Consider the following 15088-nt stretch of genomic DNA (forward strand, 5'->3'; position numbering starts at 1 on the left):
CGTCAGGATCCCTTCGGAGCAGGAACAGGAACAGGGGCAGGGGCAGGGACAGGAGCAGGGGCGGTACCTGGGTCGGGAAGGCGGTAGAAGGCGGCGGCGGTGCCGGACAGCAGGGCTTGGACCTCGTGCTCGGCGCAGCCGCTGAGCAGCTCGTCCACGGTGGCGGCCCAGCGGTTCCAGCCGCCGGCGAGGTCGGCGACCGGCCAGTCCGAGCCGAACATCAGCCGGTCGGGGCCGAAGGCGGAGAGCAGGACGTCCCAGACGGGCCGCAGGTCGGCGGTGGTCCAGGTGTGGTGGTCGGCCTCGGTGATCAGTCCGGACACCTTGCAGACCACCTGGGGGTGCCCGGCCAGTCGGCGCGTCCGGGCTTCCCAGTCCGCCAGTTCACGCCGGGCGATGGACGGCTTTCCGGCGTGGTCGAGCACCTGGGGCAGGTCGGGGAGGCGTTCGGCGAGCCGGATCGCCTGGTCGAGCTGGTGGCTGCGGACGAGCACGTCGTAGCCGAGCCCGCGGTCGCGGACGGCCGCGAGCCCGCGTTCGACGTCCGGGCGTTGCAGCCAGTGCGGGTCGGGCTCGCCCTGGACGAGGTGGCGCAGCGACCGCAGGTACCCGCCGCCCGGTCCGGCGAGCAGCCGGTCGAGCACGTCACCGACGTCCGGGGAGGTCAGGTCCGCCCAGCCGACGACCGCGGCGACCAGCGGCTCCTGTTCCGCGAGCGCGAGCAGGTCCGCGGTCTCGGGCACGTCCGCCACGCACTGCACCACGACGGTGCTGTGCAGCCGGCGGCCCGCGACGGCGCGGGTGGCGGTGGCGCGCAGGTCGTCGGGGGTGAAGGTGCGGCGGATCGGTGCCGCGGCCGGGTCGTCGAGCCAGGGTTGGGGGCGGCGGGCGAGGTCCCACAGGTGGTGGTGGGCGTCGATGAGCACGGGGGCGGCGGTGGTCACGGGGGCATCCCAGTCTGCGGCGGGTCGGTCAGCGGGCGGAGTCGTCGGCGGGTGCGCTCAGGTGCCGGACCTCCGGGATCTCCGTCCTCCGGCGGGAGTCGCCCCGGTCGGGCCGGAGCCTGGTGGTCCGGGCCAGGCGCTTCTCATGCGGCCTCCCCCTCCGTGCCCGCCCCGGGCGCGTCGAACGGCGTGCGGTAGGTGGGGGTGCGGGAGCGCAGCCGCAGCCGCAGCGTCAGCCGGATCCGGGTGGACGCCGGCAGCCGGACCGTCAGGAAGCCGGCTGCGCAGGCCGACTCCTCCTCGGTGACCACCGGCTCGGCGTGGCCGTAGTCGTACATGTCGCCGATCCAGCCGTCGTCCGTGCAGGTGGTGTAGCGGACGGAGGCGATGGTGTGCTCGGCGAAGGCGCCCGCCTGGACGACGACCGTGCGGTCCGTCCCGGGCGAGAGGTTCACCAGCTCGACGGTGGTCGCCCGGGGGTCGATGGAGGTGACCAGGGCGGCGACCTCCGGCGGCAGGCCGGCCCGGCGGGCCTCGCCATCGTGGTAGCGCAGTCGGGCCTGTTGGAGGCCGCCGTTGTAGAGCACCTGCGGGCCGCCCCAGGTCAGCTGGACGAGGGCTTCGGTGACGACCGGGTTGCACTGCTGCCAGACGTGGATGTCGGCCTCGGACACGTCCAGGTCGCGGTAGCGGTCGATGCGGCGCAGGCGGTGGCGGATCTGGGCCTGGGCGGTGGCGAGGATCCGCTCGGGGTAGTCGGGGTCGTCGCCGGCCAGGAAGGCGAACCAGGCCCTCTCGTGGGCGGACTCCTCCTTGGCGCGGAACGGCCGCAGGACGCGCCAGTCGATGCCCTCGGCCGCGCGCAGCCGCTCCAGCCGGGCGCGGTCGGCGGGGGACGCGGTGTGGTGCCACAGCGCCACCGGCACCGGCGGGGTCACCGGGTTGTGGTCGAACCAGCCGGAGTCGTCGTGCCGGAACGGGACGTGCAGGGTGGGCGTGTCGACGTCCGGTCCGAGTTCGACCGTCCACTTGGAGGGCAGGCTGGAGTCCGCCGCGCTGAACGGCATCACCTTGCCGTGCCCGATCATCGTGTCGAGGGTGGCCGAGACCATCGAGAGGTAGTCGTCGTCGCCGGTGACCGTCGCCGCGGCGAGTGCGGCCACGGTGGCCGCGGGGCCGACGCTGTGCCAGCCGTGCGGCCAGGACCAGCCGTAGTGGCCGCCGTACCAGCGGCCCTCCAGCAGGCCGCCGACGACCCCGTCCGGGCTGACGTTGTCCGGGAGGAGTCCGCCCTGCGCACGGGTGCGCTCGCGCCAGGCGCCCACGTACTCGACGATCCAGTCGCGGTAGCGCTCCTCGCCGGACAGGATCCAGGCGTTGAACACCAGTCCGGCGGCGGCGAGGTTGACGGCGGTGTCGCCGACGCCGATGCGGTCCCGCATCGGCCGGCCGAGGCGGGGGTCCGCGGTGAGCGGGAACGGACCGCCGGCCGCCTCGGGTATCCAGTCGAGCGGGTAGCCGTAGGTGTCGGCCTCCTTCTGCAGCCACGGGTAGGTCTCGCCGTCGGACAGGCCCTCGCGGTCGGGGTCGCTGCCGTTGTGCGGGCGGGTGACGATGCGGTGCTCGGGGTCGTAGTTGCCGCGGGCCGGGTCGACGTAGAGGTCGGCGAAGCGCAGGGCGCGTTCGGCCCAGCGGTCGGGGGCCGCCATGCACAGGAAGTAGAGCAGCAGCAGGCTCTCGCCCTGGTGGAACCAGTCGTAGCCGCGCTCGAACTCGTCCTTCAGCATGCCGAGTTCGGTCAGCTGGGCGGTCACGCCCGCCCAGTGCCGCTCGCTGGCCGGCAGCAGGTCGTCGGCGCCGCCGAGCAGGTACAGCTGGGGCCAGTTGAAGAACGCCTCGTAGAAGTCGTCGACGCCGTCGCGGGTGGTCAGCCGGCCGGCGTAGTTCAGCCGGCCGTCCGCCCCGGTGAAGTCGCTGGCGAAGCGCCGCCAGGCGTGGTCGAGCAGGGAGAACAGCGCACGCTGGGCGACGGCCCAGCCGGGTGTGTCGAGCAGCGGGACGGTGGCCCGGAGCTCCGGCCCGTGGCCGGGGTCGGGATCAGGGGCGGGATCGGCGGCGCTGTGGACCATGGCGGGGGTCTCCGTTCGGGGGAGGTGGCACGGGCGTCATTCCTTGGTGGCGCCGGCGAGCATCCCGCTGACCAGGAAGCGCTGGGCGAAGAGGAAGACGATCAGCACGGGGGCGACGGCGATCAGGGTGGCCAGCGCCAGTTGGGGGCGCTCGACCGCGAGCGAGCCGACCGTGGGGTTGAACGACGGCACGTTGCTGAGCAGGCTGGTGACGCCGACCTGGACCGGCATCTGGTCGTTCTCCGGGAGCATCACGTACGGCAGGAAGTAGTTGGTCCAGTTCGCGGCGAAGCTGAAGAACCCGACGAGCGCGATGACGGGCGTCGCCAGCGGGAGGGCCACCCGGCGGAAGACGTCGAACTCCGAGCAGCCGTCGATCCGCGCGGCCGCCAGCAGGTCCTTCGGGACGGCGGTGGTGAAGTAGATGTAGGTCAGGTACACGCCGAACGGGTAGAACGAGTACGGCAGGACGACCGACCACACCGTGCCGATCAGGTTCACCGCGTTGAGCTCCAGGAACAGCGGGACCACCAGCGTGGCGTTCGGCATCAGCATCACGACCAGGGTCGAGACCAGCAGGGCGCGCCGGCCGCGGAACTCGGTCATCGCCAGGGCGTACCCCGCCGGCACGGACACGCAGAGCGTGACGACCAGTGAGATTCCGGCGTACAGCGCGGAGTTGCCCAGCCACTGCAGGACGGCGTCGTCCTGGAAGGCGGTGAGCGCGTCCCAGTTGGCCCTGAGCGCACCCCAGGAGCCGAAGGAGAGCGGGCTGCCGTGGACCAGTTGCCGGTCGGTCTTGGTCGTCGCCAGGACGAGCCAGAGCACCGGCAGCACGAAGAACACCGCGAAGGCGGCCAGCACGGATCCGGCCAGCAGCCTGGGCGGCAGGCGGCGCGGGGCGCCGGACGGCAGGCGGCGCGGGGCGGGGGTCTCAGTCCGCATCGAAGAATCCCGACCGTGCGACGAACAGGGCGGCGGCCGACACGCTGACGACCAGGAGTTCCACCGAGATCGCGGCGGCGCTGTTGACGTCGTTCAGCTGGAACGCGAAGTCGTAGGTCAGCTGGGAGAGCGAGTAGTCCCGACCGGCGACGCCGACGCTGGCGAGGGAGAGCAGCTGCGGCTCGACGAAGAGCTGGGCGCCGCCCGCGAAGGCCAGGATCACCATGTAGACGATCCACTTGCGCAGCATCGGGATCTGCACCCTCCGGGCGGTCTGCCAGGCACCGGCGCCGTCGATCCGCGCGGCCTCCATGACGTCCCGGGGGATGTTGTTGAGCGCGCCGTACATGACGACGATCCAGCCGCCCGCACCGGTCCAGAACGCGATGACCGTGAACAGCACCGGGAGGTTGCCGGGCGCGACGACCTCGCCGAAGGTGTCGAACCCGAGCGCCGCGAGCAGCGGACGGACCGGGCTGACCGTCGGATCGAGCATGAACAGCCACACCAGCACGCCGGCCGCACCGGCCAGCGCCCCGGGGACGTAGTAGAGGAACCGCAGCGCCTTCCCGGTCCCGTCGGCGGCCAGGCGGTGCAGCAGCAGGGCCAGCCCCACCACGAACACCACCAGCGAGACGAGCCAGCAGACCAGGTACACCGCGACGTGTCCCACCGAGTCGAGGAACCGGAAGTCGCGGGCCGCGGTGACGAAGTTGTCGAATCCGGTGAACGTGCCCCCGGCGGAGGTGAAGGCGAAGTAGACCGCGTAGCCGGTGGGCAGGACGCCGAAGGCGATCAGCAGGACCAGGTAGCCGGCCACGAACGCCGTGCCGGCCCGGCTCCGCCGGGCCGCGCCGCGGGGGCGCCGGCCGGTCGAGCCCGCCGCGGTGGGGGCGGTGGTCACTGGGAGACCTGGTATCCGCTGGACTTGGCGTACTTGACGATGGAGTCGTGCCAGGCCGGCAGCAGGGAGACGATGCTCCGGCCCTGCGTCATGCCGGGCTTGACCGTGGCGGCCCAGATCGCCTCCTGGCTGAACTGACCCGAGCCCCAGCCCGGCCAGACCTGCGGGGCGGCGTCCTTGAGCGGGGCGAGGTCGCCGACGAAGTAGCCGGCGGCTGCCTGTGCCTTCAGCCAGTTGTCGGCGGCGGGCGCGTAGGCGGGGAAACCGGGCGCCGTCGCCCCCTGGTAGGCGTTGTCGGTGGTGACCCAGGTCAGGAAGTCGGTGGCCGCCTCGAGGTGGGCGGAGTGCTGCGACACCAGCCAGGTGCCGCCGCCGACGTTGCCGGTGGCGGGCGAGCCGTCGCCCTTCCACTGCGGTATCGGCGCCACCGCGATCTGCTGGGCCGGGGTCTTCAGGGTGTCCTTGAACACCGCGCCGCCGTACCACGCCGGGCCGGGCATGAGCAGGACCTTGTCGGCCTCGTTCTTCGCGAAGTCCGTGCTGAACACGCCGGTGGTGGACATCGACTTGTTGGCGATCAGGCCGTCCATGAGCCCGGCCATCCTCGTGCACGCCTCGCTGCCGGTGTTCACCGTGACCGCCTTGGCACCGGTGATCTGGTTGGCGCCGCACTTGCCGGCCCACAGGTAGATCTCGGGGGTGAAGGCGTCTCCGGCGTCGCCCACCAGGTAGCCGGGGTGCTCGGCGGCGACCCTCCTGCCCAGCTCGGCGTAGTCCTCCCAGGTGGCGGGCGTCTCGTAGCCGAACTGCTTCATCAGCGGGGCGTTGTACCAGAGCACCACCTGGGAGAGGTCGTTGCGCAGGCAGTACAGCGTGCCGTTGACGGTGCAGACGTCGTTGGCGCCCTTGGCGAACCCGCCGAGCGTCGCCGCGGGGAGCAGGCCCTTGTCGAGCGGAGCCGCGAAGCCCGCGTCGACCGCCCAGGTCACCTCGTTGTTCTGGGAGCTGAAGACCACGTCGGGCCAGCCCTTGCCGGTGCGGTTGAACAGCTGGACCTTGGTCTGGAGGTAGTTCGACCCGTTGGCGTCGCCGTCGTAGGAGACGATGTCCAGCTTCACCTCCGGGTGCAGCTGCTGGTACTGCTTGGCGGCGGCCATCCGGGTGGCGTCCACCCAGACGGTCAACGCGCCGTCGGCCTGGGCGACTTGGGCGAACCCGTCCTTGCTGGTCCTCGCCCCGGCGCCGCCGCTGCTGCAGGCGGTCAGGGCCAGCGCTAACGCCGTCGTACAGCCGACCAGCAGCGCCGCGCCTCTCCTGGCGCGCGCTCCGGTTCCGGCCGAAGGCTTGGTGAGCATCATGAACGACTCCACTGGGTTGGCGGGCCCCCGAGCTGCTCGGGAGGGGTGGCGCCTGGACGGGGCGACGCCGGACCGTCCCGGTCGGGCGTCGAGTGGCGAGGACGGCCGGGCCGTTGTCGCTGCGGACGAAATTAGCCGCCCTGTCGAGGGGGGCGTCAAGGGGTTGTTCGCCTATTTCCCCGAGATTTCCACGGATGAGTACGACTCAACCGACGCCGGACCACGATGAACGCCGTTCCACGGCGAGCAGTCGCCCTCGTCGCGTCGGCACCGGAGCAGGACGGATGAACGACACGCCCGCGGTTCCGGGCGGTCCGGACGAGGCCCGGCGCGACCACCGGCCCGGGTACGGGGTGGTGGCCGAGCAGATCCTCGAACTCATCGCCCGCGCACGGCTGGTGGCGGGCGACCGGCTGCCCACCGAGAACGAGAGGTGACCGCTGGCAGCCTGGCGGCCGACCGCGCCACGCCCGCGGAGCTGCGCGCCGTCGAGGCCGCCCACCGGCAGTGCCGGCACGGCTTCGCCCAGCGCCAGGTCGAGCCGTCCGCCCGGGGCGACGACGACTTCCACACCGCCGTGGCCGTCGCCTCGCACAACGCCTTCCTGGACAGCGCCGTGCGCGGCGCCCGCCGACTGCAGCGGCGGTCCAGCGCCATCGGCATCCACGACGAGTTCGGCGAGGACGCCGCGGCCGCGATCGAGGAGCACGAGGCGATCCACCGGGCCGTCGAGCAGGGCCGGCCCGACCGGGCGGCCGAGGCCACCGGGACGCACCTCGACCGGACGCTGGAGACCTACCGGCGGGAGATCCGGCGGCGGCTGTTGGGCTAGGCGCTGTCCGGCCGTCCCGCGGGGTCGGGCGCACCGGCCGGCGGGCCGCCGAAGACGCGCTCCTGGATCTGCCGGCGGTAGTCCTCCAGGGTGTTGTCGATGTGCACGGCGGCCGCGCGCGCGGCGTCCTCCGGGCGGCCGTCCCGGACGGCGCGGTGGATCGCCTCGTGCTCCTCGATCGCGGCCGCCGCGTGGCCGCCGAGCGTGCCTCGCAGCGCCATCACGCCCGACTGGCTCTGCAGGCGCCGGGCCTCCTGGACGGCGGTGAGCAGGAAGGCGTTGTGGGCCGCGGTGGCGATGCCGAGGTGGAACGCGTCGTCCGCCCTCATGAACAGCTCGACGTCGCCCGACTCGAAGGCCCGGCGACAGGTGGCGGCGGCCTCCTCGATGGCCCGCAGTTCCACGGGGTTCGCCCGGGCGGAGGCCAGTCGGCTCGCCTCCACCTCCTGGATCCTGCGGAACTCGAAGAGCATGAACAGGTGGTCGAGGTTGGTCGGCAGGAAGAACCCGCCGAGCCGGCCCGCCGCCAGCATCCCCGGGTCGTCGGCGACGTACAGCCCGCGGCCCTTCTGGGCGCGCACCCGGCCCAGCGCGGAGAGGATCTTGACGCCCTCGCGCACCACCGTCCGGCTCGTCCCGAGCCGTCCGGCGAGCTCCACCTCCGTGGGCAGGCGGTCGCCGGGGCGCAGGCCGAGGGAGGCGATGAGTTCGAGCAACTGCTCGGCCGCCACCTCGTACCCGGGGCGGTACGGCGCAGTCTCCGCGACGTCGGCCGCTGCTCCTGGTGCGTCGGTCACGTGTCGCCTCTCCTCGGTCCGTGAATGGGTCCGACTCATTTTCCCCGGATCGGGGACGCGCGGCAAGGAGCCCCCTCATGGGCGTGCACATGCTCCGGCGGAGCGTCACTCCTCCAGGGCCGCCGCCACGCGCTGCGGCGGGATCGCCTCCACCGCGCGGCCCGGACTCGGCGTGGCGGGGGGCTCGGCCGGTTCAGTCGGTGCCGGCGGGAAAGAGCCGGCCCAGCACGCGCTGGAGGGTGCGCCGGTCCCGGTCGCCGAGGTCGTCCAGCCCGCCGAGGGTGGTCAGCAGCTCGGCGCGGATCTCCCGGACGGTCCGCTCGCCCTCCTCGGTCAGGGTCACTCTCTTGATCCGCCGGTCGGCCGGGTCGGCCTCGCGGCGGACCAGGCCGTGCCCCTCCAGCCGGTCGACGATCCCGGTGACGTTGGACGCGTCACAGGCGAGCAGCTCGGCGAGGGTCCGCATGGGCACGGGGCGCCGGAGCAGGCTCAGCATCTTGCCCTGCATCAGGGTGAGGCCGCGCGCCGCCGCCACGGTGGCGAAGCTCCGGTAGTACGCGGCCGCGGCCTGGGCCAGCTGGTCCATCAGCTCGACGGACGTGGGCGCGGCGGGCGGGGTGGTGCCGGTCATGGAGCGAGTGTAGGCGGGATTAGTTGACATCCTCAAGCATCGCGGCCTACCGTCGAGGAATTACTTGAGGTCATCAACTATCGAGGCCCTCAACCCCTCCGGGAGCACCATCATGACCGCAGCCCTCTTCGTCGTCACCGGCGCCACGCACTGGACCCTCGCCGACGGCACCGCCCGTCCGACCGGCTACTGGGCCGAGGAACTCGCCGAGCCGCACCGCGTCTTCCGCGAGGCCGGCTACGAGATCACCATCGCCACGCCCGGCGGCGTCCCGGCCACCGTCGACCCGGGCAGCCTGACCGCTGCGGCCAACGGCGGCCAGGAGCGGGCCGACTCGATAGCCGCTTACCTCGACTCCGTCCGCGCCTCGCTCACCCGCCCCACCAGGCTGGAGGACGTCGACCCGGACGCCTACGACCTGGTCTTCTACCCCGGCGGCCACGGCCCCATGGAGGATCTCGCGGTCAACGAGGCGTCCGGCCGGATCCTCACCCGCGCCCTCGACTCGGGCCGACCGCTCGGCGTGGTCTGCCACGCACCGGCCGCGCTGCTCGCCGCGCGCCGCGACGACGGCAGCTGGCCCTTCGCCGGCTACCGGATGACGGCGTTCACCAACGCCGAGGAGACCGCGGCCGGCCTGGCCGCCCGCGCCGAGTGGCTGCTCCAGGACCGTCTGGTCGAGCTGGGCGCCGACTTCGCCGAGGCCACCCCCTTCGCCCCGCACACCGTCATCGACCGCAACCTGTACACCGGGCAGAACCCGGCCTCCTCCGCGGCGCTCGCCCACCAGCTGGTCGAAGCCCTCGCCGCCGACGCCGGCACCGTCGTGAAGCGGCTGCGCGACACGTTCCGGTCCGGCCGCACCAAGCCGCTCACCTGGCGCCTCGCCCAGCTGCGCGCCCTGCGATCGCTGCTCACCGAGCAGTCCGAGGCGTTCCTGGCCGCTCTCCACGCGGACCTGGGCAAGAGCGCCACCGAGGCGTACCGCACCGAGGTGGCCTTCACCGTCAACGAGCTCGACCACACGGTGGAGCACCTGGAGGAGTGGCTGCGCCCGAAGCCGGCCGCCGTGCCCGCCGCCTTCCTCCCGGCCGAGGCCCGGGTGGTCCGCGAGCCGCTCGGCGTGGTCCTGGTCATCGCGCCGTGGAACTATCCGCTGCAGCTGGCCCTCGCCCCGCTGGTGGGCGCCCTGGCGGCCGGCAACACCGCGGTGGTCAAGCCCAGCGAGCTCGCCCCGGCGACCTCGGCGGCCCTCGCCCGGCTGCTGCCGCGCTACCTCGACCCCCGGGCCGTCGCCGTCGTCGAGGGCGCCGTCCCGGAGACCACGGCGTTGCTGGAGCAGCGCTTCGACCACATCTTCTACACCGGCAACGGCACGGTCGGACGGGTCGTCATGGCGGCGGCGGCCAGGCACCTCACCCCCGTCACCCTGGAACTCGGCGGCAAGAGCCCCGTCGTGGTCGAGCCCGGTGTCGACCTGGCCGTCACCGCGCAGCGGATCGCCCGGGGCAAGTTCCTCAACGCGGGCCAGACCTGCGTCGCGCCCGACTACGTCCTGGCCGTCGGCGACACCGCGGCCGCGCTCGAGACCGAGCTCGCCGCCGCCGTCCGCGCGGCCTACGGCGACGACCCGGCCGGGAACCCCGAGTACGGACGGATCGTCAACGAGCGCCACTTCGACCGGCTCACCGCTCTGCTCGCCGAGGGACGGGTCGTCACCGGCGGCGACCACGACCGCGCCGCCCGCCATCTCGCACCCACCGTGCTCGCCGACGTCACGCCCGAGGCTCCGGTGATGCGGGAGGAGATCTTCGGACCGATCCTGCCGATCGTCACCGTGCCCGACCTCGACGCGGCGATCGCCTTCGTCAACGAGCGCGACAAGCCGCTCGCGCTGTACGCGTTCACCGAGTCCGACCGCACCAAGCAGCGGCTGGCCGAGGAGACCTCCTCCGGCGCGCTCGTCTTCGGCCTGCCCGTGTCGCACCTGGCAGTACCCGAGCTGCCGTTCGGCGGCGTCGGCGAGAGCGGCACCGGCCGGTACCACGGCGAGTACTCCATCGACACCTTCAGCCACACCAAGGCCGTCCTCGACAAGCCGCTCGGCTGAGCGACCCGACCGGCCTCCCGGGATCCCGTCAGAGCCGTCAGAGCCGTCGACCCACCGAGAGGAACCGCACGATGAGCACCCCCGACCGCCCCGGCTGCCGGCCGTCCCCGGTCGACCACCGCGCCGCCGTCGCGACCGAGACCGCCCGGTTCGTCGCGGTGGTCGAGGGCGCCGACCCGACGACCCCGGTGCCCAGCTGCCCGGGCTGGACGCTGGCCGATCTGGTCCGCCACGCCGGCAGCGTGCAGCGCTGGTTCTCCGTCCTGCTGCGCGGGCGCGTCCAGGAGCCGCCGCGCGGCCGCGACGTCGACCTGCGCCTGCCGTCCGCGGCGGACGGCTGGGCCGACTGGCTGGCCGACAGCGCGACCGAGGCGGCGAGCGCCTTCGCGGCGACCGACCCGGACACGCCGATGTGGGCGTGGGGCGCCGATCCGCACGCCCGGTTCTGGGCGCGCCGGATGCTCTTCGAGACGCTGCTGCACCGGGTCGACGCGGAGCTGGCGCTGGGGATCCGGCCCGAGGTCGACCGTGCGCTCGCCGTCGACGGCGTGGACGAGTTCCTGGTGGACCTGCCGCACGCCGCCCTGTTCGCCCCCGAGGTGGCCAACCTCCGCGGCGCCGACGAGACCATCCGGTTCCGGTCCGTCGACGGGGACGGCGACTGGCTGGTCCGGCTGCGGCCCGACGGCTTCGGAGTCGATCCGGCCGGTGAGGGGACGGGCCCCGCCGATGCGACCGTCCGGGCAGCCGCGGGCGATCTGCTGCTGCTCGTCTACGGCCGCCTGCGCCTCGACGCGGACGCCATCGAGCACACCGGCGACCAGGAGCTGCTGACGCGCTGGTTCTCCGACTCCGGGTTCTGAGCGCGGTCGAGCACCCGACCACGACCGGGGGCGCGGACCGGAGACCGGACCGAAACGCTCGAACCACTGGTGACCGGGGCACCGGAGCCCGGCCGGTCCCCCGTACCCGCGGCAGCGGTCTTGGGCCGTCCGGGTGGCGGATCGCGGGGGAGGCGACCGCACGGGGCGGGGCGGGAACGCATCGGACCGAGCGTCGGCCGCGACGACGAGAGGGGACCGGTTCATGAGCGCCCGTGCAGAGCAGCGCGGCTCCCCGACCAGAGGTCTGGCACACCGCTGGAGCCAGGCCGCCGATACCCACCTGACGCCGACCAAGCGGTCCCTCCTGGTGACCTGGACCGCCTTCGGTACCACCTTCGGCGCCGTCCGGCTGATCACCCACGGCATCCGGGGCGGCTGGCTGCCCTGGGGCAACGTGTCGGCGGGCGGGCACCACCTGCACCACTACAACATCGGCATCGCCACCCTGGCCGGCGTCGGCCTGGTCGCCGTTCGCGGCGACGAGCAGGCCGTCCGGCATCCGCTGGTCGCCGCGGGCTACGGAGCGGGCACAGCACTGATCGCGGACGAGTTCGCCCTGCTGCTGGACCTGCAGGACGTGTACTGGACCGAGGAGGGCCGGATCAGCGTGGACGTGGCCCTGGGGATCATGGCCGCCCTCGGCGTCTACCTCACCGCCGCGCCCTTCTGGCACGAGATCGTCCGGATCACCCACGACCACGTGAGGCGCCGCGCTGCCGCCCTCACGGTGCGCTCGGCGCCGGACGATTGACGCCCTCGGGGCATCCGGCGGACCGTCAGTCCGCCGCGTTCCGGCCCGGACCGGTCTCGGCCGCACGGGCGGCAGACGGCGCGGGCGCCGCAGCTGCCGCCCCTGGGTCGGCGAGCTCGTCGGCGGGCGCACGCAACCGCGCCACCTCTGCTTCCAGCTCCGCGACACGGGCCTCCAGCACCCGCACGTCGCGGGCCGCGTCCTGGTATCCCTCCTTGTTGCGCCTGGCGAGGTGCGTGAGGGTGTCCACCCGGTCCGCGAAGGCGTCGCGTTCGGCGACGATCGGCTGGACGACCTGGCCGGCGACGACCGCCGCGATCCAGTCGACCCATTCGTTGATGCGCCGGGTGCCCGGCGCGCCGATCAGTTCGGCGTCCTGCAGGCCGTTGAGCATCGCTGGTCGGATGGCGTCGGCGATGCGCTGCTGCGGGCCGGGCTGCTCGGTCACGGTTGCTCCTCGGTGACGGGCCGGACGAGTCGGACGGCTTCTCGCCGACCGCTCTGGTGCGGATGGTGCCGGAGAAGCGATCTTCCCAGCTGTGAGCCCCCTCCCGCCCGCACCGGCCGCCGGGCGTCGTCCGGTCACCACGCGTCGCGCCCGCGAACCGCCGCACGATCACCTCGTGCCCACGGCAGCGCGGCGCAGGTCTTCCCGTAGAGGTCGGCGGGCGCGGCGAGCGCTGCCAGCCGGTCGAGCGCGCCGGGTGAAGTTCCCCCTCGGGGTCGGACGCCGGGAGACCGGGCGGCGCAAGCCCGGGGGAAGCAGCGCCAGGACCGGCGCCCCCGAAGGCGTCCCGGACCTCCGCGCGGGGCACGGCCGAGTCGCGGCCGTTTCGCGCGGCGTTGTGAAAGCTTCACGTCCGCGCTGTCGCGGCGTTCGGAGGAAAGCACGAACTGCGTGGCGTCAGGACGGCGGGAGTGGCGCCTGCGGCGCCTCGACCGCCGACGAGAGAGCGCGTGCACCGACTCCCCGGCGCGCTCCTCGAGTTCGCAACCATCCTCACCGGACGCCCCCGCACCGAGCCCCGAGCCGGGCAGCACGGCGGGGCCGTCCCCGCCCGTCGCCCGCCCGAACTCCAGGTCGCCCCCACCCGGCCGATGCGCCGCGGACGTCCCGTCACCTGCGGTTCCGCGGCCGGAAGGGAGGTTCCGGAGGGTTTCCGGAGGCCCGCGCCTCGCGGGTGCCGCCTGACCGGGCCGATTGTTCGCCGCCACCGCGAGCTCCGGCGCCGCGGGATTCACCGGCGGACGGACGGGTGGGGGCGGGATGCCGGATCCGACCGCCGGATGCCGCGCAGAGTATTGACAACTCACAACGCCTGCTGGAGATTTCACTCTGCACGTCCCCGGAAGAGAACGTTTTCGCGGTGAATTGTTAGCGCTAACAGAACGTGTCACCCCCAGGCCGGTCTCCCCCTGGCGGGCGGCCCGGAACGACGACGGCTCCTACGCCCTGACGAACGTCGCCGGCGGCCGGGCGCTGGAGATCCCCGGCGGTCGGACCGCCAACGGCGCTCCCGTCCGGAGCCGGGACTCCGACGGCGGTGCCAACCAGCCCTGGACCTTCAAGTGAGCTGAGGCGCAGCAACCGCGGCGCCGGTCGGCACGGACGGCAGCGGGACTCCCGAGGCCACACCACCCCGGAGGGGAGGCGCCCCGCTCCGGCCGACCGTCGGCGCTTGTGCGCGCACTCACGGCGGCACGCACAGGTGAGCCAGAACAACGCCGTGCGACAGCTCCATCCGTTCACAGTAAGGAGATATCCATGCGCAGACGCAGTTCCAGCCGCAGGCAGCTGCATGCGGTGCTCACCGCCGTGGTCGCGGTCGTGGCGGCGTTGGCGGCGCTGCTCGTCGCCAACCCGGCGCAGGCGGCCACCAGTGCCGCCTTGCGCGGGGTGGGTTCCGGGCGGTGTCTCGACGTGTCGAACGCCAGCCAGGCGGACGGCGCGTCCGTGCAGATCTACGACTGCTCGGGCGGGGCCAACCAGCTCTGGACGTCCACGTCCAGCAACCAGCTGACCGTGTACGGCAACAAGTGCCTGGACGTTCCGAACCACGCCACCACGGCCGGGACCAAGGTGCAGATCTGGGCCTGCAGCGGCGCCGCGAACCAGCAGTGGCGGGTGAACTCCGACGGGACGATCGTCGGCGTGGAGTCCGGGCTGTGCCTGGACGTCACGGGCAACGGCACGGCCAACGGCACGGCCGTGGAGATCTGGACGTGCAACGGCGGCAGCAACCAGAAGTGGACCGGTCTGTCGGGCACGCCCACCACGCCCCCGCCGACCGGCGGCACCTGCCCCCTCCCCTCCACCTACCGCTGGTCCTCGACCGGCGCGCTGGCGCAGCCGGCGAACGGCTGGGCCGCGGTGAAGGACTTCACCGACGTCGTCTACAACGGCAAGCACCTGGTGTACGCCTCGAACGTGAACGGCTCCTCGTACGGGTCGATGATGTTCAGCCCGTTCACCAACTGGTCGGACATGGCGTCGACCGGACAGATCGGGATGAGCCAGTCCACCGTCGCGCCCACCCTGTTCTACTTCGCGCCGAAGAACATCTGGGTGCTGGCCTACCAGTGGGGCGCGTGGCCGTTCATCTACCGCACCTCCAGCGACCCGACCAACCCCAACGGCTGGTCCGCGCCGCAGCCGCTGTTCACCGGCAGCCTCTCGGGCGGCGCCGCCCCGATCGACCAGACGCTGATCGCCGACGACCAGAACATGTACCTGTTCTTCGCCGGTGACAACGGCAGCATCTACCGGGCGAGCATGCCGATCGGCAACTTCCCCGGCAACTTC

At 73.0% G+C, this 15088-nt stretch carries 15 protein-coding genes; 7 read left to right on the forward strand and 8 right to left on the reverse strand.

Annotation, left to right across the window (positions count from 1 at the left end; translation table 11 throughout):
- Window positions 1-2: 2 nt before the first annotated feature.
- The 5 genes from OO48_RS26035 to OO48_RS26055 form a co-directional block, all read right to left on the reverse strand.
- On the reverse strand, window positions 3-944 hold the full coding sequence (locus tag OO48_RS26035; protein WP_051732811.1) for an amidohydrolase family protein: 942 nt from the start codon (window positions 942-944) through the stop codon (window positions 3-5).
- Between the two features lie 143 nt (window positions 945-1087).
- Complete coding sequence (locus OO48_RS26040) at window positions 1088-3073, reverse strand: DUF8034 domain-containing protein (RefSeq protein ID WP_033220481.1); 1986 nt, start codon at window positions 3071-3073, stop codon at window positions 1088-1090.
- A gap of 36 nt (window positions 3074-3109) precedes the next feature.
- Window positions 3110-4018, reverse strand: coding sequence for a carbohydrate ABC transporter permease (locus OO48_RS26045; protein WP_081952382.1), 909 nt, complete (start codon window positions 4016-4018; stop codon window positions 3110-3112).
- Window positions 4008-4922 carry a carbohydrate ABC transporter permease gene (locus OO48_RS26050; RefSeq protein WP_033220483.1) on the reverse strand — a complete coding sequence of 305 codons (915 nt, stop codon included), beginning with the start codon at window positions 4920-4922 and terminating at the stop codon, window positions 4008-4010. Before OO48_RS26050 ends, OO48_RS26045 begins: the two co-directional genes overlap by 11 nt.
- Window positions 4919-6280, reverse strand: coding sequence for an ABC transporter substrate-binding protein (locus OO48_RS26055; protein ID WP_033220487.1), 1362 nt, complete (start codon window positions 6278-6280; stop codon window positions 4919-4921). The genes OO48_RS26050 and OO48_RS26055 overlap by 4 nt, the downstream gene beginning before the upstream one ends.
- A gap of 284 nt (window positions 6281-6564) precedes the next feature.
- Between OO48_RS26055 and OO48_RS41260 the strand changes: the two genes are divergently transcribed.
- A complete protein-coding gene (locus OO48_RS41260) occupies window positions 6565-6717 on the forward strand; it encodes a hypothetical protein (protein WP_167346479.1) in 153 nt (50 codons plus the stop codon).
- Window positions 6714-7112 carry an FCD domain-containing protein gene (locus tag OO48_RS34570; protein ID WP_051732813.1) on the forward strand — a complete coding sequence of 133 codons (399 nt, stop codon included), beginning with the start codon at window positions 6714-6716 and terminating at the stop codon, window positions 7110-7112. Before OO48_RS41260 ends, OO48_RS34570 begins: the two co-directional genes overlap by 4 nt.
- Here OO48_RS34570 and OO48_RS26065 read toward each other — a convergent pair.
- On the reverse strand, window positions 7109-7909 hold the full coding sequence (locus OO48_RS26065; RefSeq protein WP_245194807.1) for a FadR/GntR family transcriptional regulator: 801 nt from the start codon (window positions 7907-7909) through the stop codon (window positions 7109-7111). The two genes, OO48_RS34570 and OO48_RS26065, sit on opposite strands and share 4 nt — an antisense overlap.
- A 193-nt stretch (window positions 7910-8102) precedes the next feature.
- A complete protein-coding gene (locus OO48_RS26070; protein ID WP_033220488.1) occupies window positions 8103-8540 on the reverse strand; it encodes a MarR family winged helix-turn-helix transcriptional regulator in 438 nt (145 codons plus the stop codon).
- A 112-nt stretch (window positions 8541-8652) separates the two neighbouring features.
- Between OO48_RS26070 and OO48_RS26075 the strand changes: the two genes are divergently transcribed.
- The 3 genes from OO48_RS26075 to OO48_RS26085 all read left to right on the forward strand — a co-directional run bounded on the left by OO48_RS26075 (window position 8653) and on the right by OO48_RS26085 (window position 12285).
- On the forward strand, window positions 8653-10650 hold the full coding sequence (locus OO48_RS26075; protein ID WP_081952384.1) for an aldehyde dehydrogenase family protein: 1998 nt from the start codon (window positions 8653-8655) through the stop codon (window positions 10648-10650).
- Window positions 10651-10721: 71 nt separating this feature from the next.
- Window positions 10722-11513, forward strand: coding sequence for a maleylpyruvate isomerase family mycothiol-dependent enzyme (locus OO48_RS26080; protein ID WP_033220489.1), 792 nt, complete (start codon window positions 10722-10724; stop codon window positions 11511-11513).
- Between the two features lie 223 nt (window positions 11514-11736).
- Window positions 11737-12285 (forward strand): hypothetical protein, encoded by a 549-nt coding sequence (locus OO48_RS26085; protein ID WP_051732816.1) that lies wholly within the window; start codon window positions 11737-11739, stop codon window positions 12283-12285.
- A 25-nt stretch (window positions 12286-12310) separates the two neighbouring features.
- On the opposite strand, the gene OO48_RS26090 is transcribed toward OO48_RS26085, so the two are convergent.
- A complete protein-coding gene (locus tag OO48_RS26090) occupies window positions 12311-12733 on the reverse strand; it encodes a hypothetical protein (RefSeq protein WP_033220491.1) in 423 nt (140 codons plus the stop codon).
- 924 nt (window positions 12734-13657) lie between these two features.
- Here OO48_RS26090 and OO48_RS36675 point away from each other — a divergent pair.
- Window positions 13658-13858, forward strand: coding sequence for an RICIN domain-containing protein (locus OO48_RS36675; RefSeq protein ID WP_245194808.1), 201 nt, complete (start codon window positions 13658-13660; stop codon window positions 13856-13858).
- 192 nt (window positions 13859-14050) lie between these two features.
- Window positions 14051-15088, forward strand: a 1038-nt coding sequence (locus tag OO48_RS26095; RefSeq protein ID WP_033220492.1) for a non-reducing end alpha-L-arabinofuranosidase family hydrolase, incomplete at its 3' end; no start/stop codon positions are given.

Source organism: Kitasatospora phosalacinea (genome assembly GCF_000716545.1).
Taxonomy (GTDB): Bacteria; Actinomycetota; Actinomycetes; order Streptomycetales; family Streptomycetaceae; genus Kitasatospora; species Kitasatospora phosalacinea.